Here is a 20,643-nt window from a genome sequence, read left to right as displayed (position 1 = left end):
GACCGCCTCACCGGGTGGACGGTGCGCCCGAACGAGGAGGTGGAGGACGCCGCCTAGGATCGGAACATGGTCGACTACGTCGACACGGGGCTAAGCGCCAACTCCGTGCCGTACTCGACGGCCCTCGACCGGCAGCGTGCCCTGCACGCGGCCGTCGCGAGCGGCCGGGCGCCCGATACCGTGATGCTCCTCGAGCACCCGTCGGTGTACACCGCGGGCAAGAGGACCGAACCGCAGGAACGGCCGGTCGACGGCACCCCCGTCATCGACGTGGATCGCGGCGGCAAGATCACCTGGCACGGCCCCGGTCAGCTGGTCGGTTACCCGATCGTGCGGCTGGCCGACCCCATCGACGTCGTCGCGTACGTGCGGCGGCTCGAGGGGATGCTGATCGATGTGCTGGAGGAGCTCGGCGTGCCGGGCGTGCGCGTCGAGAGCCGCAGCGGCGTCTGGCTGGTCGACGAGCGGCGGCCGGTGGGCGACAAGATCGCGGCCATCGGCATCCGGGTGGCCGACGGCGTCACCACGCACGGCTTCGCGCTGAACTGCAGCAACGGCTTCGACGCCTACCGCGCGATCATCGCGTGCGGTCTCGCCGACGCGGGCGTCACGAGCATCAGCCGCGAGCTCGGCCGGACGGTCACGCCCGCCGATGTCGTGCCGCTCGTGGTGGATCGCTTCGAGCGGCACCTCGCGCCGAGCCTGCACAGCCTGCACGACGAGCCGACCCTGCAGACCGCGACCGTCGGCGCATGAGCGCCGTCACGAATGGGATCGCCCCCGGCGACCCGCGCCACGCCGGCGCCCGCAAGCTGCTGCGCCTCGAGGTGCGCAACGCGCAGACGCCGATCGAGCGCAAGCCCGACTGGATCAAGACCCGCGCCAGGATGGGTCCGGAGTTCACCGAGCTGCACCGCCTCGTCAAGGACGAGGGCCTGCACACGGTCTGTCAGGAGGCGGGCTGCCCCAACATCTACGAGTGCTGGGAGGACCGCGAGGCGACGTTCCTGATCGGCGGCAGCCAGTGCACGCGCCGGTGCGACTTCTGTCAGATCGACACCGGCAAGCCGGCCGACTACGACACCGACGAGCCGCGCCGCGTCGCCGAGTCCGTGCGCACGATGGGCCTGCGCTATGCAACCGTGACCGGCGTCGCGCGCGACGACCTGCCCGACGAGGGGGCATGGCTGCACGCCGAGACCGTGCGCGCGATCCACGAGGCCAATCCGGGCACCGGGGTCGAGATCCTCGCGACCGACTTCTCCGGTGACCCGGCACTGCTCGACGTCGTCTTCGCGAGCCGGCCCGAGGTCTTCGCACACAACGTCGAGACGGTGCCGCGCATCTTCAAGCGCATCCGGCCGGCGTTCCGCTACGACCGGTCCCTCGGTGTGCTGACCCGGGCCCGGGAGGCGGGTCTCATCACGAAGTCCAACCTCATCCTCGGCATGGGCGAGGAGCGCGCCGAGGTCGAGCAGGCCCTTCTGGACCTGCACGACGCGGGCACCGACATCATCACGATCACGCAATATCTGCGGCCGAGCCCGCGGCACCTGCCGGTCGCGCGCTGGGTCGCCCCGCAGGAGTTCGCAGAGCTGAAGGACATCGCCGAGCGCATCGGGTTCCTCGGCGTGCTCGCCGGGCCCCTCGTGCGGTCGAGCTATCGCGCCGGGCGGCTGTGGGCGACGTCGATGCTCGCGAAGGGGCGCCCGATCCCGGCCGAGCTGCAGCATCTCGCCGACAGCGCGGAGTTCGCCCAGGCGGTGGGGTGATCGCTCGACTCGCGCACCCGCGGCGCCCCGTATTCTGATCCCTATGGCCCGCGCGACCGAGAAGCCCGAGAAGGAGCCGAACCGGCTCGTCCAGATGTGGCGGGTCTTCCAGATGACCCGCCGCTACGACGGCAGCATCGTCTGGTGGCTGCTGGCCTGCCTGCTCGTGCCCATCGCCGCGGGCATCGTCGCCGGGGTGCTGCTCTCACGCGACAACGTGTTCGGGCTGGTGCTGTACATCATCGTCGGCGTGCTGCTCGGCGTGCTGCTCGGGATCATCGTGCTCGGGCGCCGCGCCGAGCGAGCGGCGTACGGCGGCATCGAGGGCCAGCCCGGAGCGGTCGGTGCCGTGCTCAAGAACGGCCTGCGCCGCAGCTGGGTCGGCAACGAGATGCCGGTCAACATCAGCCCGCGCACTCAGGACGCCGTCTACCGCGCCGTCGGCCGCGGCGGCGTCGTGCTCATCGGCGAGGGGCCGCGCTCACGTACCCAGCCCATGCTCGAGAAGGAGCGCGCCAACGTCGCCCGCGTCCTGCCGAACGTGCCGATCCACTTCATCTACGTCGGCCCCGACCCCGACGCCACGCCGCTGCACCGCATCGTGTCCAGGCTGCGCACGTTCAAGTCGACGCTGACCAAGGCGGAGGTCGCCGCGGTGTCGAGCCGGCTCGCCTCGCTCAGCCGCGGGATGGGCGGCATCGGCATCCCGAAGGGCATCGACCCGCGGCGGGTGCGCGCACCGCGCCCGCGTTGATGTCCGTCCAGCTGAGCATGCTCGGCGTGCTCGTGCGCGACATGCCGCGGGCGCTGCGGTTCTACCGCATGGTCGGGCTGCCGATCCCGGAGGACGCCGACGAGAAGCCGTTCGTCATCCACCGCATGGACAGCGGCGTCAGCATCTTCTTCGACACGGTCTTCGCCCAGGCGTTCGACCCCGCGTTCGAACGGCCGGCCACCGGCTACGGCAGCCTGTTCGAGTTCTACCTCGGCACCGACGGCGCGGTCGACGCGACGTACGCGCAGCTGACGGCGGCCGGCTACCACGGCCGGATGGCGCCGCAGCAGACGAGCGGGCCGTACGCCGCGATGGTCGACGACCCCGACGGCAACGTCGCGCTGCTGACGTCGGACCGGGGCGCCCTGGCTACACCCTGACCAGGATGGTCGCGGCCGCGCGGTCGTGGAGGCCCCGCTGGTCGCCATCCGGGATCACGGCCGGGATCACCAGGCACAGCAGCAGCGTGCGCACGAGCGGCTGCCACGGAGCGAGCCGTCCCCGCGCAGCGGCACGACGCGCATGCGCAGGATGAGGTGGCCGGGGCTGCCGAGGAAGAAGAGCTCGAACAGGATCGTCAACACCGCGAACACCGCGAGCACGTAGAGGCCGTCGACCCGGAGATCGCGCTGGTGGAAGACCGTCCAGGCCAGGGCGTAGGAGATCCCCCAGTCGATCGCGATCGCGCCGATCCGCCGGCCGATGCGGGCGATGGAGCGGGGGCCGTCCTCGGGCAATCCCAGACCGCGTCCGGGCCAGCTGCGGTCGGAGGATGCGCTCACCCCGCCAGCCTAGGAGCGCCCGCCCGCGTAACATCCCCGAAACAAAGCGGTCACGATGGGGAAACCGCCGCGGCCTAGCCTTCGGGCAAGGCTGCGCTCGGCAGCCGTCCTCATCACGGCCACGGGAGAGTTCCGCACCTATGTCCACCCCCTGTTCAGCGACTCCTCCGAGGTCCTGAAGTTCATCAAGGACACGGATGTCAAGTTCCTCGACATCCGGTTCACCGATCTGCCGGGCATCCAGCAGCACTTCAACATCCCGGCGTCGACCGTCGATGAGGAGTTCTTCTCGGTGGGTCAGCTGTTCGACGGGTCCAGCATCCGGGGCTTCCAGTCGATCCACGAGTCGGACCTGCAGCTCATCCCCGACATCTCGACGGCGTTCGTCGACCCGTTCCGCACCGAGCGCACGCTCGTGGTCGTCTTCGACATCTACAACCCCCGCAACGGCGAGGTCTACGGCCGCGACCCGCGGCAGGTCGCCAAGAAGGCGGAGAAGTACCTCGCCTCGACCGGCATCGCCGACACGGCGTTCTTCGCCCCGGAGGCCGAGTTCTACATCTTCGACGACGTGCGCTACGAGGTGCGGCAGAACAAGAGCTTCTACGAGGTGGACTCCTCGGAGGCGGCCTGGAACACCGGCCGCGTCGAGGACGGCGGCAACCTCGCCAACAAGACCCCGTACAAGGGCGGCTACTTCCCGGTCACGCCCGTCGACCAGATGGCCGACCTGCGCGACGACATCGTGCTGAAGCTCGAGGAGGTCGGCCTCCAGGTCGAGCGCAGTCACCACGAGGTCGGCACCGCCGGGCAGAACGAGATCAACTACCGCTTCGACACGATGGTGCACGCGGCCGACGACATCCTGAAGTTCAAGTACGTCGTCAAGAACACGGCGCTCGAGTGGGGCAAGGTCGCGACCTTCATGCCGAAGCCGCTCATGGGCGACAACGGCTCGGGCATGCACACCCACCAGTCGCTCTGGGACGGCGGCAAGCCGCTGTTCTACGACGAGAAGGGCTACGGCGGGCTCTCCGACATCGCGCGCTGGTACATCGGCGGCATCCTGAAGCATGCGGCCGCCATCTCGGCGTTCACCAACCCGACCGTCAACTCGTACCACCGGCTGATCCCGGGCTTCGAGGCCCCGGTCAACCTCGTGTACTCGGCGGGCAACCGCTCGGCATCGATCCGCATCCCGATCACGGGCACCAACCCGAAGGCGAAGCGCATCGAGTTCCGCGCGCCCGACGCCTCCGGCAACCCGTACCTCGCCTTCGCGGTGCAGCTCATGGCCGGCATCGACGGCATCAAGAACAAGATCGAGCCGCACGAGCCCGTCGACAAGGACCTCTACGAGCTCCCGCCGGAGGAGGCCAAGGGCATCCCGCAGCTGCCGGGCTCGCTCGACGAGGCGCTGCGTGCCCTCGAGGACGACCACGACTTCCTGCTCGAAGGCGGCGTGTTCACGCAGGACCTCATCGACACCTGGATCGACTACAAGCGCGAGAAGGAGCTGCTCCCGTTCGCGCAGCGGCCGCACCCGTTCGAGTACGAGCTGTACTTCGGGGTGTAAGTCAGATCGAGTGGGGGCCGTCCTTCTCGGAGGGCGGCCCGATTCACGTCAGGTCGACGAACGAGTCGCGTTCCGGGTCGGCGTGAGCGACATCGGCGGGCGGCACGTCCGACGGTTCCGCCATCGCCGGGGAACCCGCCTCGCCGTGCGCGACGACCTCGACGGCGACGGAGTCCCAGCGGTAGAGCACTCTTCCGGCCGCGGGACTCTGCGACGTGACGTAGAACAGGCCGGGCCATGCCAGCACGCCGATGGGCGGGCCGTCCGGGTCGGGATTCGCAAGGGTGACGCCGGCCTCGCGCGCGACGTCGCGAGCAATGTGGAATGGGAGCCCGACGACCTCGGGCACCGTCACACGATGCGCCGCACGCTCCACCATGAGACCGACGGTACGCCGCTCGTCACTCGGGCCGCTCGTCGAGCGGCCCGCGGATGGTCTCCCCTCAGCGCACGTACCGGCGGGTGCCGTCCACTACCGGCGAGTAGTCCCACCGGATGCCGTTGCGCGCCAGTGCGGCCGCCACGATCTGCCGTCGCGGGATGCTCGCCGCGCCATCGGTGGCCAGCTGCTCCGGATCGAATCGGTCGAGAAGCAGCGAGCGCAGCTCCTCCTCGATGTGGGCGTATCCCGGCGTCCCTGCGAGGTCGTGCCACTCACCCGGATCGGCCTCGAGGTCGAACAGCTGAACGCCGTGGCCGTGGAAGTGCAGGTACTTGAACCTGCCGCGCCGCACCATGAAGCAGGGCGCCCAGACCTTCTCGAGGTGGTACTCGGAGAAGGCAGGGCGCTCCTCGTCCTCGACGGTGAGCAGGGGCAGCACGCTCGCGCCGTCGAGTGGGGCGCGTTCGTCTGCGGGCACCCCAGCCAGGCGGCTCATGTGCGGATCCATCCGATCGAGAAGGTCACGCCCGCCTGACGGCGGAGCTCCGGGGGCTCGGCCTACTCTGTGGACGTCGGATCGGTCGAGGAGGTCGCGATGACGGGATCGTCCGCGGAGCTCTTCGCCGACCGGGACGACGCCGGCCGCCGGCTGGGCGATCGGCTCCTCGAGCTCGACCTCGTCGACCCCGTCGTCCTGGGCCTGCCGCGCGGCGGCGTCATCGTCGCCGCCAGGGTCGCCGAGGCGCTGCACGCGCCGCTCGACGTCCTCGTCGTGCGCAAGCTCGGTGCGCCCTTCCGACCCGAGCTCGCGATCGGCGCGATCGGCGAACTCGGGGTCCGGATCGTCGACGACGATCTCGTCGCTACTGCGCGCATACGGCCGGAGCAGATCGAGGCCGTCGAGCATCGCGAGCGCGCGACCCTCGACGACCGCGTCGCCCGGCTGCGGCACGGGGACGTCCCGCCGGACCTCGCCGGGCGCACCGCGCTCGTCGTCGATGACGGGATCGCCACCGGCGCGACCGCGACCGCGGCCTGCCGGGTGGCGCGAGACCTCGGCGCGAGCCGCGTGCTCCTGGCTGCGCCGGTCGGTCCGCCGGATGCCGACGACCGCGTTCCCGACGCCGATTCCGTCATCTGCCTGGCGCGCCCCCTCGGCTTCTTCGCCGTCGGCGCGCACTACCGCAGGTTCGGCCAGACGTCCGACGCCGAGGTCGAGGACGTCCTCCGGTCGGCACGCCGCCCCTGAGCGGCGACGGCGGCACTCGGTCCGGCGCTCAGAGGGACCGGATGACCCGCTGCAGCTGCTCGGCGACGAGGTCCGGCCGGGACAGGAACGGATGGTGACCCGCCGGGAGTTCCACGGCATGAGTGGCGCGGTCCGCGTGCTCACGCTGCAGGGCGAGGGAGGTGCTGCGGTCATCCGCGCAGACGAGGTATGTCGAGGCGCGACCGAGCCAGGCGGCGCGGGTCGTCGGAGTCGTGAAAGCCGCGGCGCCCTGACCGGTGGTCCGGCGCCACGCACCGTCGCGGGTGGACCGGGCGTCGACGTCGTGCCAGAAGCGGTCCGCGAAGGCGGCCTCCGTGTAACCGTCGACGTGGACCACGCCCTCGCTGATCGTGACGCGGACGGGGTCCGCCTCGTCGCTCACGACGCCGGACTGCGATCGCCCGACGTCCGGAAGGTATGACGTGATGTACACCAGGTGACGGACCGCCGGATGCTCGGCGCCTTCGGCGATCACCATGCCACCGTACGAATGCCCCACGACGACGACATCGTCGGCCGTGTCGAGCTCGCGCTGGAGGGCGTCGGCGTCTTCGCGCAGTCCGCTCGCGGCGGCCGAGCCGCCCCCTCGCCGCACGACGGCAAGGCGACGGCGCGACTCGTCACGCCCATCCGGGCGCGGACGATGTCGCCGACCGCGCGCCACCACCACGCTCCGTCGCGCACCAGGGCGCCGTGCACGAACAGGATCTCGACCACTCCCCCACGCTAGATCCGTGCGTGGACCCGGCCGCCGGGTTCTGCCGGGAGCAGAGAGCGGCGCGCGGCCGGGCGCACCGACCTCACCATCGGGCGCGACGTGGGGAGAGGCCGACCTCCCCGAGGTGGAATGCCGGCCATCCGGATACCGGGCCGTCGCCGGAGCCCGAGAGCGGGCGCATCGCCGGAGCTCGCACGCCGACCTCGACGGCGATCAGCGCCCCGGTGATGCCGGCGAGGTCGAGCGTCACCCGATTCCAGCTCGCGGGCCACGACCGGGTCTCGACCCGCCGCCGCGAGCCATCGGCGAGATGCGCGGCGAGCACCAGCCGGGCGCCGGCCGCATCCGCCCGCGAGCACAGGTCGAACGCGGCGTGCAGGAAGCCGGCTCCCCGGAGCGGCAGCGGCTCGGGCAGGCGCAGCACGATCGAGGCCTCCTCGCCCGCCTCGGTCGCCGTGACCTGCGTGACGGCGTGGCCGAACTGCGCGTGCGGAACCGGCATGCACACCAGGTCGGCCGACTCCCACGCCGGTTCGCCGCGGCCGGGCTCCCAGCGGGCACCCGCATCCAGACGGAGGCCGTCCCGTTCGTCATTGGGCTCCGGCGCGAGCGCGGGTGCGCTCCAGCGCGGGAGCTCCGGCGCCGGCACGGCCTCCGGGACCGGGAGCGCGTCACCCGTCAGCTCGTGGCGCCCCGGGCCGGCCTCGATGGGATCGCGGCCGGGCAGGGACACGACCGCAACCGAGCCGGGCGGCACCTCGAGCTCCAGGACGAACCCGGCGCCGGTTCGCCGGTATCGGACGGCGACGGCGCCTGCCGGCGTCTCGAACGTCGCGTTCACCCGCGTGATGCCGAAAAGAACTGCCGGACGGACCTCGAAACGCCGGTAGCCGCGGTCCGTCGGGCGGACACCGATCACGTGCTCCCAGACCCAGGCCGCGAACGGAGCGCCGAGCCCCACGTGGTCGAGGGAGCCGGTGCCCGTATTGCGGGGATCGATCCACCAGTTCTCCCAGAAGGTGCCCGGGCCCGCGGCGAGCATCGCGCCGATGCCCGGCTCGGCGGGCTGAGCCAGGCAGTCGAGCAGCACCGCCGAGTAGCCGTGCTCGGCGAGCGACCGCACCACGGAGCGGGTCAGCGCGAACCCGCTCGACACCCGGTTGCCCCGCTCGCGGACCAGCTCGGCGAGCTGCGCCGCGGCGCGGGCCGATTCCCCCTCGCTCAGCATCCCGCTCTCGAGAGCGACGGCGAGCGAACCCTGCGAGCCGTTGGCGATCGACACGGTGCCGGAGCCCCCGTCCGTCTCGAGGAACGCCTGGCGCGTCCGGAGCCGCAGACGCTCGGCGTGCCCCCGCCAGTCGACCGCCGCTTCCGGATCGCCGGCCGCCTCCTCGAGGAGCGCGAGCGTCTCGAGGCTGTCGATGACCGCGCCGCTGTGGATCAGCTCCGCCGGCGTCTGCTCGAGTGCGAGCCAGTCCTGCCCGTAGCTGATCGGGAAGCCGTCCGCGATCCCCGCGGAGCCGATCCGGCCGAGCTGATAGCGCCCCCAGCGGCGCACCGCGGGGAGGAACGCGTCGACCACGCGCTCGTCGCCGACGTGCAGCCAGTGATTCCACAGCACGCGATGCAGCGCGGCTCCCCACACTGGGTCAGCCGGCGTCTCCGCCGGCCCGACGTGGGGCGCGATGCCCGGGATGTCGCCCTCCGTCCCCTGGCTCGTCACGAGGTCCCCGAGCCACTTCGGGGCGAACGCGGCGTGGTCGAACTGGGCGAAATGGAAGTCGGCCGCGGACGCCATGTCGCCGGTCCAGGCCGCCTGCTCACGCGTGGGGCAGTCCTCCGGCACGCCGTGCACGTTGTTGAGCGCCGTCCGCTCCGCGCGCTCGAGGAGCCGTCCGATAAGCTCGTTGTCGGTGTCGACCCGCCCGCGCGTTCGGAGCTCGCTGTGGAACGGACGCGCCGTGACGTGGATCCGGGCGTCGTCCGGAAGCCCACGGACCTCGAGATAGCGGAACCCGTGATACGCGAAGAGCGGCTCCACGGCCTCGCCGGGGCGACCCCCGCACACCCGCGTGAGCACCTGACGTTCACGACCGTGGTCGTACGGCATGGTCAGGTTCGTCGTGTCGATCCGGCCGCGCTCATCGAGATGCTCGCCGTGCACGACGGTGACGGTCGTGCCGGGCGGCACCCGCGATTCGAGGACGACGCGCGAGCGCCCCGCGATGTTGAGTCCGACGTCGAACTGCCGTGCGCCGTCGACGCGGCCGACCTCGACCGGCGTCAGCGCGGCCTGCGCCCGGACCGGCGGCGAGCCGTCCGGATCGACGCGGCGAGGCGGCACGGCCGCATCGGTGGTCGCCTCGGCGGCCTCCAACCGGCGGATCGGCGCCCCGGGCGCGGTGCCGCCGCCGGCGCGCGTGCGCTCGAGGTAGAAGGGGTCGTCGGCCTCGACCTCCGACGGGACGAGCACGGCGTCCTCGTCCGGCGCCACCCACCGCGCCGCGGCACCGGGGGCGACGATCCGGAGCTGGACGAGCACGCGCGGCAGGAGCGCCGTCGCGTGCCATCCACCCCGTCCCACGATCAGATCGAGCTCGTTCCGGCCGTCGACGAGCAGCTCACCGACGTCGAAGACGCGGTACAGCGCACGACCGATGTCGGTGCGCGACGGATCCAGGCGGTCGGCATTCACGGGCGCGCCGTTGAGACGCGCGACGACGACGCCCTGACCGGTGAGATAGAGCCGCGCGAGCGACGCCGCGCGAGCACGGAATCCGGTGCGGATGATCGCACCCGCCGGCACCTCGAGCCACGAGGCATGCCAGTCGGCGAGGGACCACGGACCCGTCTCGAAGGCCAGCTCACCCCACGCGGAGACCTTTCCGTTCCGTTCCGATCGGACACGCCAGCGGAACGCACCGTATGGCGGCAGATCGAAGGGAGGCTCGGCATGGAGCGACTCGGGCGGAAGGACTGCCGACCAGACCGCCGAGCCGGATGCATCGAGCAGTTCGACCCGGATGCGCTCGGCCGGCACGGGGTCGCGCGACCGCTGCCACGTCAGGCGCGGGCGCGGCGTGGTCGCGAGGACGGGCGATCGAGCATCCTCCTCCTGGTGGTCGAGGCGGAGTCGCCCCGGCGCGACGACGGCCGCCGGATCAGCGTCCGTTCCCGGTGCCATGTGCGTTCCCGTGCGTCAGCTCGTTCACCGTCACCCGCACCGATCTGCCCGGCCGGTAGCGTCGGGCCAGCGAGATGCCGTCGCCCTGGATCGAGACCGTATCGCGCGTCACCACGAGTTCGAGGTCGTGCCCGTGCCACGACAGATGGCGGACGCCCGCGTTGCTCAGCGTCGACGGGAGCCGGGGGTGATCACCAGGGCATCCGGCTCCGCCTCGGCGCCCACGAACGCGTAGAGGAAGCTCGCCGGCGCGAGGCCGCTCTCGGGGAACGGGATGTCGGTCCCGACCGAGCCGCCGACGTCGGCGGTGCTCTCACCGTGGAGGAGGGGCGAACCGCCGGAGAGGTGGTCGGGTTCCTTCCAGCGATCGAGGATCGCCGTCATCCGGGCCCATGCGTCGTCGGCGGATCGGTAGCGGGCACGTGCCATCACGTCGAAGCCCGAGGTGTAGAGGATCGCGCCACCGTCCTGCACCTGCTGACCGAAGGGCGTCGTGAGCTCGCTCAGGAAGAACCAGTAGCTGTTCCGCCGCGTCGTCGCCCTGGGGGCGAACTGCCACGTCGAGTAGATGTCGGCGGGGCCCTCGCGATAGGCGCCGAGCGCCGCGATGAAGCGGGTCGCGGCATCCGGCGCCACGGCGCCGTCCGAATAGGCGGCGGCGCCCGCCACCGGCTTCGCCGACGACCACCACGCAAGCGTTCCGATGACCTTCGAGACCTCCAGGTAGTAGACGCCGGCGGGCTGCGTCTCCAGGTCGAGGTGGGCGACGCTCCCGTCGCTCCAGTCGCTGAAGTCCTTCTCCGCGATCATGACCGGCGCGTGACCGGGCAGTCCGCGATACAGCGTCATCGTGAAGGCGGCGCCGCGTTCGCCGTAGGTCGGGAACCGTGCCGCGACGCTCGTGAAGGGCGCATCCGCGGTGAAGCTCATCCCCATGCTGTGTCCGGGCGCGATCTTGGGCGCGAGGCCCCCGCTCTCGATCAGCACGACCGAGTCCTGCAGCTCGGTGCGGCCGTGATCCAGCCAGTCGAAGATGCGCTCGGCCTGGGAGTCCGACGGCAGGCCGAACGACGCGGCCTCGAGGTTCACGTATGTCGCTCCGAAGTCGTGCCGCACCCCATCCACGTCGATGCACTGCACGTACCGGCCGTCCGTGTCGTTCCAGAACAGGTCGTTGTAGCGCTTGCGCACCGCGGGGCGCAGACCGCGCAACTGCTTGGCCCGTGTGCGCCCGCCGACGTGGTCCTCGAGCTGTGCCATGGCCTCGAGCGCTCCGTAGAAGTAGGCGTTGAGGAAGGCGTCGAGATGACCGAACGAGGTGATGTCCCAGTAGTTGGAGCTCAGCGCCCCGTCACGGCCACTGTGATCGGGGGACGCGATCGTGACGATTCCGCTCGCGCCGCCGAGGGACTCCAGATAGAAGTCCATCGCCTTGCGCACGCGCGGCAGAACCGTGGCGAGGAACGAGGAGTCGCCGGTCCAGGAGTAGTACCGCCATGCGCCGAGGATGTACATGGCATTGGAGGTGAAGTGCCGGGCGTCGTAGAGCTTCGGGTCGGGGAACGGCCAGCCGGGGGCATCCGACCACGACCAGACGTAGCCGTCGTCGTCTTGCCTGATCGCGAGCAGGTTGGATCGCTGCGCCTCCCGTCCCGCTGTCGATGTCCAGTCCAGCACCCGGCCGTTCCAGTCCGCCCAGTCGGCGGCGTGGCCATCGAACCGGAAGCTGAGGGCACGTTCCCAGTAGAACGACGAGACCTGGCTCGCCCGTACGGTGTCGGATGCCGTGAAGACCGGGAAGATCGCCGGCAGGACCTCGGTGTGGGCTTGCACGTCGAACCCGACGGTGCGGGAGACGACCTGCGTCGCCTCGGTGCCGCCGGTCTCGAGCGTCAGTTTCATCGCGGCGGCCGTCATCGTGCCGTTGAGCGTCGGTCGGGCCGCCGTGATGCGAAGGTCGTACGGTCCGGTGCCGGTTCCGGCGACCCACTTGGATCCGCTCACCGCATTGGTCCATGCCGTCCGGCGTTTCAGCTGCTGGGCCGGGAGATACGCACCGCCATCGCCGACGAACCGGCTGAACAGGATGCCGTCCTCGTAGTCGATGGAGTATCCGTCCTTCACCCACGACGTGTTCAGGGTCATGCCGACGTCCGCGCGGGGAGCGCCCTGCCACGTCAGCTGATAGGTGCTGTCGAGCCTCGGGCCGTTGAGCTCGAGGTCCCAGGTCGCGACACCGTCGACGTCGTAGCCGACCGCGTCGAGGGTCATCGCCCGCCCGGTGAGCTGCACGCGATCCGCGAAGGATGCGCCATGCGGGTCGACGGTGCTGGTGCCGCTCTTGCCCCACCATCCGGGCGTGCCCGAACCGTCGGACGCCTCGAGATAGTAGATGCCGGCGGGCTGCGCCGGCACATCGACATAGGCCCAGCCGTTGTCCTTCACCGGATCGATCCGCGCGCTGCCGATCTCCGTGAGGCCGGTGGCCGGGGTGCCGGAATAGAGCGTCAGCTTCAGCGATGTGGTCGAGCTGCTCCACGTCGGGAACTGCCCGCCGACGCGGGTGAACCGGAAGGCTGTCGAGGTGAAGGACTGGCCGAGCGTGTGGCCGGTGCTGAGCGGGATCGGGTCGCTGAGCTGGGACTGCGTCAGGTTCTTGACGGACGGGAGCTGGATCCCCGCGAGGCTGAGCCTGCCTGCCTGCGTCGTCCAGGTCACGTCGTCGTTGAAACCGGCGTCGAAGAAGTCCGTGCCGCCGAGGAAGACCGAGCTGAACGCGGTCGGCTCGTAGTGGCCCCGACCCGTCGGATCGCACGCGAACCGCGTGAGCTTGCCGTACGCGCCCGACAGGCTGACGTAGCCGTTCTCGAGCAGATAGGTCGCGGCGGGATCCGGCTCCGCTCGCGGCGGCTGGAGCCGCGTCAGGGCGGCGCTCGCGGCGGCGACGACGCCCGCTCCCTTCAGGAACGAGCGCCTGCTGGGCGTGAAGCGCGTGAACACGTCGGTCATGAGGTCCTCCCATTGCGTCCGCGGGATCGAGGATCCCCGGATATCGGTGACTGCCGGGATCCTCGCGTCGGTGCGAGGGCCGTGGTGAAGCGGTGCGTGCCGATGCCGACGATGCGCGGGGCCACCTCGCCGGGCAGCCAGACGTCCGCGGTCACGCCGTAGGGCAGCGTCACGGCCAGGCGCAGTACATCGCCGTCGATCTGCCAGTCGCACTCGATGTCGCCGTACGGCGACCGGTGCCCGACCTGGGCGCTGGCGACGGGGACCCCGGCCGACGAGAGCATCGGCCGCACCGTCACGCGCCGATAGCCCGGCTCTGCGGGGCTCAGGCCTCCCAGCGCACGATGCATCCAGTCCGCGACCGCGCCATAGGCGTAGTGGTTGAACGAGGTCATCGACCCGGGGTTGATCGCGCCGTCGGGCAGCATGGAATCCCACCGCTCCCAGATCGTGGTCGCACCCATCGCCACCGCGTACAGCCACGACGGGCACTCGCGCTGCAGCAGCATCGCGTACGCGAGATCGGTGCGGCCGGCGATCGTGAGCGCGTCCAGGATCAGAGGGGTGCCGACGAACCCGGTGCTGACCCGGTGGTCGGCCTCGACGACCAGCTCCGCGAGCCGATCGGCCGCGCCGGCCCGTTGCGCTCCGAGTCCAGCAGCTGCCAGCAGAGCGCGAGCGCGTAGACGGTCTGGCAGTCGCTGCGGATGCGACCATCGGCGCTCACGTACTCGCGATTGAAGGCCGCCACCGCAAGGCGCTCGAGCGCGTCGTAGCGCTCCGCATCGTCCGGGATCCCGAGGACGCCCGCCGCGTCGCGCACCGCGCGCAGCGAGCGGACGTAGTAGGCGCTCGCGACCACGTACTTGTCGGCCTGCGCCGCACCCGCGTCCTCCGGCGGAGCGGTGGGGTCGAGCCAGTCCCCGAACTGGAAACCGGTGTTCCACAGGTGATCGTCGCCCGCCAGCCGGGTGGCCTTCTCGACCCACGCGCGCATCGAGGAGTACTGATCCGAGAGAAGCGCGCGGTCGCCGTAGGCGCGATACAGGGCGTCCGGCACGAGCGTCGCGGCATCGCTCCATCCCGCCGCGCCCGGATCGGGTTCGCGCAGGACATCGGGGATCACGTAGGGCACTCCCCGTCCGGCTTCTGCTCGGCGGCCAGGTCGCGCAGCCACCCGGCGAGGAAGCCGGAGACGTCGAGGAGGAATGCGGCCGTCGGGGCGAACACCTGGATGTCGCCGGTCCAGCCCAGCCGCTCATCCCGTTGCGGGCAATCGGTGGGCAGATCGAGGAAGTTGCCGCGCATGCTCCACACGACGTTCTCGTGCAGTCGATTGAGGTCCGGGTCGGACGACACGAACCATCCCGTGCGCTCCAGGTCCGAGCCGATCACGAGGGCGTCGACGTCCTCCGCGCGCAGATCGGGAACGCCGGAGATCTCGGCATAGCGGAACCCGCTGAAGGTGAACGTGGGCTGGAGCGTCTCCTCCGCGTCTCCCGCGAGGAGGTACTCGTTCGTCGCCTTGGCGCTGCGCAGGGGCCGCGTGCCCAGTTCGCCGTGCTCGAGCACCTCCGCATGTCGGATGGTCACGCGCTCGCCCGGCGACGCGTTGCGCACCCGCAGCCGCACCCAGCCGACGAGGTTCTGTCCGAAATCGGCGATGAGCGCGCCGCTGGGAGCGGTGAGGATCCGCGTCGCCGGCAGGGTCTGGGTGATGCGGACGGGCGGGCCGGTACGGGCGACGAGAGCGCCACCGTACGGCGGGAGGACCTCGACCGGCTCGCTTCGCCGACACGCGGCATCGTCGCGGATCCGGCGATCCGTCGACTGGCCGTCATACAGGTCGTCTCGGAGGATGCCGCTTCGGCAGGCGTGCCAGTCCGCGTCCGTGCCGATCGTCGTGGTCGTTCCATCCGCGAACGTCAGCTCGAGCTGCGCCAGCAGGGCCAGACGGTCGCCATAGCTGGATCGATTGCCCGGCCAGACGAGCTGGCCGCGATACCAGCCGTTGCCGAGGACGGCGCGAAGCGCGACGGCGCCCGTCGTCACGAGCTCGGTCACGTCGTAGGTCTGGTAGCGCAGCCGATGCTGGTACGCGGTCCACCCCGGGGTCAGGATGTCCTCGCCCACCCGCTGCCCGTTGATCGAGAACTCGTACAGCCCGAGGGCGGTGACGTAGAGCCGCGCCCGGACGGGCCGTTCGTCGACCTCCACGTCGCGGAAGACGATCGGTGCTCCGTCGTCGAGATCGCCCAGGGACGCGGGGCTGACGAGGTCCGCGCTCCAGTCCGCGGGCTCGAGCAGACCGGCCTCGATCACGAGGGTCCGGCTCGGCGCCGTCCACCCATCGCCGCGGCCGACCCGTACGTTCACCGAGACACGCTCGCGAGAGCGCAGCGGCGCGAACGGCCACGGCACGAGCACCTGGTCGCGCGACTCGACGATCGCCGACTCGTGAGATCCGTCGTCGCGAGCGAGTTCGATCTCGTAGCGGTCGAACTCGAAACCGGCGTCCTCGGTGCCGATCGTCCAGCTCAGCCGCGGCGACGCGACGCCGATGCCGAGCGCCTCCGTCTCATACTCGCAACGGATCTCGTCGATGCGCGCCTCGGAGACGCTGCCCGTCTCCTCCCCCGCCCCGGCAGCGGCCCGGGCGGCCATCTCGTCGATGGTCACCTACTCCAGCCCCGTCCCCGCGACGCCCTTGATGTACCACTTCTGGAACACGATGAACACGATCAGCACCGGCACCATGGCGATCACGGCACCGGCGAGGCCGACCGATGGCGGGATCAGCGAGTTCTCGCCCCCGGCCAACGGGGCGAGTGCGACATTCAGCACGCGGTGCTCGGGATCCGGCGCCACCACCTGCGGCCAGATGTACATGTTCCACGCCGTCAGGAAGCTCACCGAGCAGAACGTCGCGAGCGCCGGACGCGACAGCGGGATCCCGATCGACCACAGGACTCGCCCCCAGCTGGCGCCGTCGATGCGCGCCGCCTCGATCAGCCCGCCCGGCAGGCTCGCGAAGAACTGACGGAACAGCAGCACCGCGAAGGCGCACTGCGCCGCCATCGGGATGATCAACCCCGCGAACGAGTTCAGCCAGCCGAGCTGGAAGGTGACGATGAACAGGGGAATCAACGTCAGGTTGCCCGGGATGAACATCGGCACGATGAGCGATGCCATGACCGCCGCGGTCCATTTGAACGGGATCTTCGCGAGTGCGAATGCCGCGGGCAGCGAGATGATCAGCTGCAGCCCGACGATCCCGAGAGCGAAGACGAACGAGTTCGCGATCACGCCGGCGGTCAGGTAGGTCCAGGCGTCGGCGAAGTTCTGCCAGATCGGCGTCGCGGGCAGCAGCCGGGGCGGGAAGGTGTTGATCTCGGTCGCCGACTTCAACGATCCGGAGACCATGAAAAGCAACGGAAGCGCCAGCACGAAGGCGCCGACGAGGATGGCGAGGTAGCGCACGACGTTGCGGAGGGTGGACCTCATCGCGAGGACGCCTTTCGAATCCGGATCAATGCCCGCACGAGCACCACGATCGCGCCCATCAGCACGAGCTGGAACAGCGAGAGAGCGCTGGCGTAGCCGATGTCGCGATCGGAGAACGCGACCTTGTAGGCGTAGAGGGCGAGGCTCTGCGTCGTGCCCAGCGGGCCGCCGTTCGTCATGATCAGCGAGACCTCGAAGGATCCGCTGACGAATCCCACGGCCTGGAGGACGGTCACGAGCAGCGTCGTCGGCCACACGTTCGGCCAGGTCATCGACCACAGCTGACGCCAGGCGCCCGCTCCGTCGAGCGAGGCCGCCGCGTAGATGTCGTCGGACACGCGCTGCAACCCGCCGAGGTAGAGGATGATCACGATCGGCAGCGCGCCCCAGATCATCATGATCACCAGCGCCGGGCGTGCCCAGGTGGTGTCGGAGAGCCAAGCCGGCCCGTCCACGCCGAACCAGCTGAGCACCTGGTTCACGAGGCCGTAGCGCGGGTCGTACAGCGCCGCCCAGATCACCGACGCGACAGCGGCGGAGGCGATCATCGGCGCGAAGTAGAACACCCGCAGCACCGACACGCCGGGCAGTCTCGCGTTGATCAGAACGGCGAGGAGGAATCCGATCACGACCGTCGGGATCACGCCCATGACGACGAAGAGCCCGGTGACCCCGAGCGCCTGCCACATGTCCGGATCCGTGAACAACCGCACGACGTTGTCGAGGCCGACGAACCGGGGCGGACTGAACAGATCCCATTCGAAGAAGGACAGAGCGAGTCCGCCGAGCGCGGGGATGATCACGAACAGGATGAAGCCGATCATCGCCGGGGTGAGGAAGGCCGTCGCGGTGACCGTGTCGACCCGCGTCGTGCGCCGCCGACCGGATGATCGCCCCGCCCTCGAACCACGGGACACCGCTGCCCGCGGCGTGGTGCTGGATGTCGTCATCCGGTGACTCCGTCGTCGTCTCGCGGACGGGGAGGGACCGCGGCGCTGCTCGCACCGCGGTCCCGGTGTTCCCGGCCTACTTGTTCTTCGTGTCCTTCGCCAGCTGGGCGTTGACGGTGTCCTGAGCCTCCCGGAAGGCCTTCTCAGCCGGCACGTGCTGCAACACGACCTCCTGCGTCGCCTTCACGGTCGCCTGCGTCATCACGCTTCCGGAGGACCCGGGCATCGGCGTCAGCAGGGCGGCGGTACGGGCGGACGCGCCGAAGATCGCGATGTTCGACGGCGGCTTGCCGCCCGTGTCCTTCCAGGTGCCGTGGTCGATGCCGTCGTTGGTCGGGGGATCACGCCGCCGACCTTCTGGGCCACCGCCATGCCGTCCTTGCTGTAGAACCACTTCAGGAAGGCCCAGGCGGCATCCTGGTTCTTGCTCGTCTGCGAGATCGAGAGCCCGTAGGACCCGCCGCCCGCGGTCGACTTGCCGTTGATCGTCGGCATCGTCTGCACGTTCCAGTCATCCTTCACGGTCTTCTGGAGCCCGGGGATGCCCGCTCTCGAGCCGATGCCCATCGCGACGTTGCCCGCACCGAATCCGAGCGATGCGTCGTTCGGGTTGGCCGAGTAGGGGTTCGACGACGTGCCGTACATGCTGATCAGGAGCTTCCACCCCTTCACGGCGTCGGCGCTGCCGATGTCCGACTTGCCCGTCTTGCCGTTGTAGACGTCGGCACCGAAGGCCCTGAGCACCGGGCCGAAGACGAGCTGATTGCTGCCGTCGGTGAGCGGCGCCTTGATGCCGTACACCTTGCCGCCGCTCTTGGCCTGGATCTCCTTCGCCACGCGCATCATGTCGTCCCAGGTCCAGTCCGACTTCGGATACTCGGTGACGCCGTACTTGTCGAAGAGCGTCTTGTCGTAGAAGAGCCCGACCGAATCGGCACTGACCGGCAGACCGGTCACTTGATCGGGATGATTGATCGGCCGGTACTGCCCGACGAACGGTGCCACGAAGTCGTCGAGCTTCAGGGAGCCGAGCTTGCCGTCCTTGATGCCGGGAGCGAGGTCGAGCGGGACGTTGGCCTTCGCCAGAGTGTCGGCGAGGTAGTCGACGTTGAAGAAGACGTCGGGCAGCTTGCCGCTGATGCGCGCCGTGGCCAACTGCTGGGCGTACTTCGCGCCGTCATCGGTGGTCGCGCGCACCTCGACCTTGCGCTGGGGGAATTTCTTCGTGTACGCGTCCGCGTACTGCTGGAACTGCGGCTGGAGCGAGTTCACCGTCTGCAGCACGATGGTGCTGCCGTCGATCTCACCTGCGGAGCCGGTGGCGGCGGCGTTGCCTCCGCAGGCGGCGAGCATCGGAACCACCGCGACCGCCGCGGCGACCGCGATCCATGTGCGGCGGACCCGTGATGTGCGTGACGTCATTGTCCACTTCCTTCCTCGATGAATGGTGCGGGGTTGGTGCCGATGCCGGCCGCAAGAAGCTCCTCATGCCGGTATTGAAACCTTTCATATTCTGAGCAGGGCGAGGACGTGTGTCAAGCGCGGCGCAAGATTCCCCGTATTCCGGGGCCCCGGGGGCCGGGCAACGCGTCTCACAACGGTCAGAACTGGAACGTTCCTTGCCGTCATAAGACGTTTCAAATCTCCCGGGTCATTCCGACCCACCCCCTTCAGGCGGGCTGCGAACTCTCGCGGACGACCAGCTCGGGAGGCAGTTGGAGATGCTCGTGCCGGTGTCCGGCCTTATCCGTCGCCTCGTCGAGCACGAGCCGGACCGCCTCCCGGGCAAGGTCTCTCTTCGGCTGCCGGATCGTGGAGAGCGGCACGATCGCGGACGCTGCGTAGTCGATGTCGTCGTAGCCGACGATCGCGATGTCGTGCGGAAGTCGCACGCCCGCCCGGACGAGCGATTGCATCAACCCGAGCGCAAGCAGATCGTTCGCCGCGAAGACGGCGTCGGGCCGATCCTCCGACAGTCCGGCCAGCCGCTCCCCGCGGCTCGCCCGTCGGCGATTGTCTGGTCGGCGGTGTCGATATGGCTCAGCTTGACCCCGGAGGTCTCGGCGCAGGCGCGCATCGCGCCGGTCCACCGGTCCTGCACCTGGTGCAGAGGACCGCCGAGGAAGGCGATGTGGCGCCGGCCCTGCTCCACGAGGTGCGACACGGCGAGGTAGCCACCCGCGTCGCCGTCCATCGCGACCGTGCAGAAGTCGCCGGTGTCGCGATGGTTCGAGAAGAGCACGAGCGGGGTGCCTCGCTCGCGAAGGCGACGGATGCGCGCCGTCGGCCCATCGAGCGGGGCGATCAGCATGCCGCGCACGCGCTGCTCCTCGAAGAGGTCGATGTAGCGCTCCTCACGTCGAGGAAGCTGGTCGCTGCTGCCGAGCACGACCGTGCACCCGAGTTGCTCGGCGGCCGTCTCGCTCGCGTGGGCCAGCTCCGCGAAGAACGGGTTCGCCACATTCAGGACGATCATCCCGAACGTCGTGCCCCCACCCATCTTCAGCTGGCGTGCGAGGTCGTTGCGCACGAAACCGAGCTCGTCGATGACCCGCTGCACCTTGATCAGGGTCTCCTCGGAGACCAGGTCCGGCTTGTTCAGGACGTTCGAGACCGTGCCGATGGAGACACCTGCGCGTGCGGCGACGTCACGAATCCCCACCGAACCAGCCACGTCCGCACCTTTCCTCGGGTCGCATTTGACACGAGCCCACGTCCGAT

General features: G+C 70.0%; 18 protein-coding genes and 2 pseudogenes. 6 read left to right on the top strand and 14 right to left on the bottom strand.

The genetic code is table 11. The annotated features are described in order from the left end of the window. The first annotated feature begins 66 nt into the window (after positions 1 to 66). The 4 genes from lipB to QQK35_RS17825 are packed head-to-tail and all read left to right on the top strand — an operon-like array spanning position 67 to position 2,927. A complete protein-coding gene (gene lipB / locus QQK35_RS17840) occupies positions 67 to 756 on the top strand; it encodes a lipoyl(octanoyl) transferase LipB (RefSeq protein WP_284255351.1) in 690 nt (229 codons plus the stop codon). Continuing rightward, complete coding sequence (gene lipA, locus QQK35_RS17835) at positions 753 to 1,772, top strand: lipoyl synthase (RefSeq protein WP_284255350.1); 1,020 nt, start codon at positions 753 to 755, stop codon at positions 1,770 to 1,772. Before lipB ends, lipA begins: the two co-directional genes overlap by 4 nt. A gap of 43 nt (positions 1,773 to 1,815) precedes the next feature. Further along, positions 1,816 to 2,526, top strand: a complete 711-nt coding sequence (locus tag QQK35_RS17830) for a DUF4191 domain-containing protein (RefSeq protein ID WP_284255349.1) — start codon at positions 1,816 to 1,818, stop codon at positions 2,524 to 2,526. After that, entirely contained in the window at positions 2,526 to 2,927 is a 402-nt protein-coding gene (locus QQK35_RS17825; RefSeq protein ID WP_284255348.1) for a VOC family protein, read from the top strand. Before QQK35_RS17830 ends, QQK35_RS17825 begins: the two co-directional genes overlap by 1 nt. A gap of 66 nt (positions 2,928 to 2,993) precedes the next feature. Here QQK35_RS17825 and QQK35_RS17820 read toward each other — a convergent pair whose 3' ends face one another. Continuing rightward, positions 2,994 to 3,329, bottom strand: coding sequence for an RDD family protein (locus QQK35_RS17820; protein ID WP_348534978.1), 336 nt, complete (start codon positions 3,327 to 3,329; stop codon positions 2,994 to 2,996). A gap of 151 nt (positions 3,330 to 3,480) precedes the next feature. On the opposite strand from QQK35_RS17820, the gene glnA reads away from it, so the two are divergent. Further along, complete coding sequence (gene glnA / locus QQK35_RS17815; RefSeq protein WP_284255757.1) at positions 3,481 to 4,905, top strand: type I glutamate--ammonia ligase; 1,425 nt, start codon at positions 3,481 to 3,483, stop codon at positions 4,903 to 4,905. Between the two features lie 43 nt (positions 4,906 to 4,948). Here glnA and QQK35_RS17810 read toward each other — a convergent pair whose 3' ends face one another. Together QQK35_RS17810 and QQK35_RS17805 are read right to left on the bottom strand one after the other, a co-directional pair. Further along, the gene (locus tag QQK35_RS17810) at positions 4,949 to 5,284 is read right to left on the bottom strand and encodes a PASTA domain-containing protein (protein ID WP_284255346.1); all 336 of its coding nucleotides are present in this window, start codon (positions 5,282 to 5,284) and stop codon (positions 4,949 to 4,951) included. A gap of 64 nt (positions 5,285 to 5,348) precedes the next feature. Beyond that, the gene (locus tag QQK35_RS17805) at positions 5,349 to 5,783 is read right to left on the bottom strand and encodes a sulfatase/phosphatase domain-containing protein (protein ID WP_284255345.1); all 435 of its coding nucleotides are present in this window, start codon (positions 5,781 to 5,783) and stop codon (positions 5,349 to 5,351) included. A 99-nt stretch (positions 5,784 to 5,882) separates the two neighbouring features. Here QQK35_RS17805 and QQK35_RS17800 point away from each other — a divergent pair, with 99 nt between their 5' ends. Beyond that, positions 5,883 to 6,536: a phosphoribosyltransferase gene (locus tag QQK35_RS17800; RefSeq protein ID WP_284255343.1), complete on the top strand. Its 654-nt coding sequence runs from the start codon at positions 5,883 to 5,885 to the stop codon at positions 6,534 to 6,536. A 28-nt stretch (positions 6,537 to 6,564) separates the two neighbouring features. Here the strand turns inward: QQK35_RS17800 and QQK35_RS17795 are convergent, their stop codons facing one another. From QQK35_RS17795 to QQK35_RS17745, 11 genes and pseudogenes are all read right to left on the bottom strand, one after another. Further along, a complete protein-coding gene (locus QQK35_RS17795; protein ID WP_284255342.1) occupies positions 6,565 to 7,152 on the bottom strand; it encodes an alpha/beta hydrolase in 588 nt (195 codons plus the stop codon). Between the two features lie 205 nt (positions 7,153 to 7,357). Continuing rightward, the gene (locus tag QQK35_RS17790) at positions 7,358 to 10,459 is read right to left on the bottom strand and encodes a family 78 glycoside hydrolase catalytic domain (protein WP_284255341.1); all 3,102 of its coding nucleotides are present in this window, start codon (positions 10,457 to 10,459) and stop codon (positions 7,358 to 7,360) included. A gap of 165 nt (positions 10,460 to 10,624) precedes the next feature. Continuing rightward, positions 10,625 to 13,468, bottom strand: a complete 2,844-nt coding sequence (locus QQK35_RS17785; protein ID WP_284255340.1) for an MGH1-like glycoside hydrolase domain-containing protein — start codon at positions 13,466 to 13,468, stop codon at positions 10,625 to 10,627. Beyond that, positions 13,465 to 13,752 carry an alpha-L-rhamnosidase C-terminal domain-containing protein gene (locus QQK35_RS17780; RefSeq protein ID WP_284255756.1) on the bottom strand — a complete coding sequence of 96 codons (288 nt, stop codon included), beginning with the start codon at positions 13,750 to 13,752 and terminating at the stop codon, positions 13,465 to 13,467. Before QQK35_RS17780 ends, QQK35_RS17785 begins: the two co-directional genes overlap by 4 nt. Before the next feature lie 114 nt (positions 13,753 to 13,866). Further along, positions 13,867 to 16,132 (bottom strand): annotated as a pseudogene (locus QQK35_RS17775) (family 78 glycoside hydrolase catalytic domain); the annotation flags it as partial. Positions 16,133 to 16,147: 15 nt separating this feature from the next. Next, positions 16,148 to 16,972 carry a carbohydrate ABC transporter permease gene (locus QQK35_RS17770; RefSeq protein WP_284255338.1) on the bottom strand — a complete coding sequence of 275 codons (825 nt, stop codon included), beginning with the start codon at positions 16,970 to 16,972 and terminating at the stop codon, positions 16,148 to 16,150. Further along, positions 16,969 to 17,922: a carbohydrate ABC transporter permease gene (locus tag QQK35_RS17765; protein WP_284255337.1), complete on the bottom strand. Its 954-nt coding sequence runs from the start codon at positions 17,920 to 17,922 to the stop codon at positions 16,969 to 16,971. Before QQK35_RS17765 ends, QQK35_RS17770 begins: the two co-directional genes overlap by 4 nt. A gap of 76 nt (positions 17,923 to 17,998) precedes the next feature. Then, entirely contained in the window at positions 17,999 to 18,124 is a 126-nt protein-coding gene (locus tag QQK35_RS17760; protein WP_284255336.1) for a hypothetical protein, read from the bottom strand. A 29-nt stretch (positions 18,125 to 18,153) separates the two neighbouring features. Beyond that, a complete protein-coding gene (locus tag QQK35_RS17755; RefSeq protein ID WP_284255334.1) occupies positions 18,154 to 19,344 on the bottom strand; it encodes an ABC transporter substrate-binding protein in 1,191 nt (396 codons plus the stop codon). Positions 19,345 to 19,592: 248 nt separating this feature from the next. Beyond that, positions 19,593 to 20,012 carry a substrate-binding domain-containing protein gene (locus QQK35_RS17750; RefSeq protein WP_284255333.1) on the bottom strand — a complete coding sequence of 140 codons (420 nt, stop codon included), beginning with the start codon at positions 20,010 to 20,012 and terminating at the stop codon, positions 19,593 to 19,595. Further along, positions 19,976 to 20,584, bottom strand: a pseudogene (locus QQK35_RS17745) (LacI family DNA-binding transcriptional regulator); the annotation flags it as partial. The pseudogene QQK35_RS17745 and the gene QQK35_RS17750, both read right to left, overlap by 37 nt. Positions 20,585 to 20,643 lie beyond the last annotated feature (59 nt).

It is taken from the genome of Pseudolysinimonas kribbensis (assembly GCF_030161895.1).
Classification (GTDB): domain Bacteria; phylum Actinomycetota; class Actinomycetes; order Actinomycetales; family Microbacteriaceae; genus Pseudolysinimonas; species Pseudolysinimonas kribbensis.
This window is presented reverse-complemented; position numbering and strand designations above follow the sequence as displayed.

What these genes read in the sequence shown, in the direction of transcription:
- lipB (WP_284255351.1), top strand. Translation starts at nt 67, where the DNA reads ATGGTCGACTACGTCGACACGGGGCTAAGCGCCAACTCCGTGCCGTAC.
- lipA (WP_284255350.1), top strand. Translation starts at nt 753, where the DNA reads ATGAGCGCCGTCACGAATGGGATCGCCCCCGGCGACCCGCGCCACGCC.
- QQK35_RS17830 (WP_284255349.1), top strand. Translation starts at nt 1,816, where the DNA reads ATGGCCCGCGCGACCGAGAAGCCCGAGAAGGAGCCGAACCGGCTCGTC.
- QQK35_RS17825 (WP_284255348.1), top strand. Translation starts at nt 2,526, where the DNA reads ATGTCCGTCCAGCTGAGCATGCTCGGCGTGCTCGTGCGCGACATGCCG.
- QQK35_RS17810 (WP_284255346.1), bottom strand. Translation starts at nt 5,284, where the DNA reads ATGGTGGAGCGTGCGGCGCATCGTGTGACGGTGCCCGAGGTCGTCGGG.
- QQK35_RS17805 (WP_284255345.1), bottom strand. Translation starts at nt 5,783, where the DNA reads ATGAGCCGCCTGGCTGGGGTGCCCGCAGACGAACGCGCCCCACTCGAC.
- QQK35_RS17800 (WP_284255343.1), top strand. Translation starts at nt 5,883, where the DNA reads ATGACGGGATCGTCCGCGGAGCTCTTCGCCGACCGGGACGACGCCGGC.
- QQK35_RS17790 (WP_284255341.1), bottom strand. Translation starts at nt 10,459, where the DNA reads ATGGCACCGGGAACGGACGCTGATCCGGCGGCCGTCGTCGCGCCGGGG.
- QQK35_RS17785 (WP_284255340.1), bottom strand. Translation starts at nt 13,468, where the DNA reads ATGACCGACGTGTTCACGCGCTTCACGCCCAGCAGGCGCTCGTTCCTG.
- QQK35_RS17780 (WP_284255756.1), bottom strand. Translation starts at nt 13,752, where the DNA reads ATGCTCTCGTCGGCCGGGGTCCCCGTCGCCAGCGCCCAGGTCGGGCAC.
- QQK35_RS17770 (WP_284255338.1), bottom strand. Translation starts at nt 16,972, where the DNA reads ATGAGGTCCACCCTCCGCAACGTCGTGCGCTACCTCGCCATCCTCGTC.
- QQK35_RS17765 (WP_284255337.1), bottom strand. Translation starts at nt 17,922, where the DNA reads ATGACGACATCCAGCACCACGCCGCGGGCAGCGGTGTCCCGTGGTTCG.
- QQK35_RS17760 (WP_284255336.1), bottom strand. Translation starts at nt 18,124, where the DNA reads ATGACGCAGGCGACCGTGAAGGCGACGCAGGAGGTCGTGTTGCAGCAC.
- QQK35_RS17755 (WP_284255334.1), bottom strand. Translation starts at nt 19,344, where the DNA reads ATGACGTCACGCACATCACGGGTCCGCCGCACATGGATCGCGGTCGCC.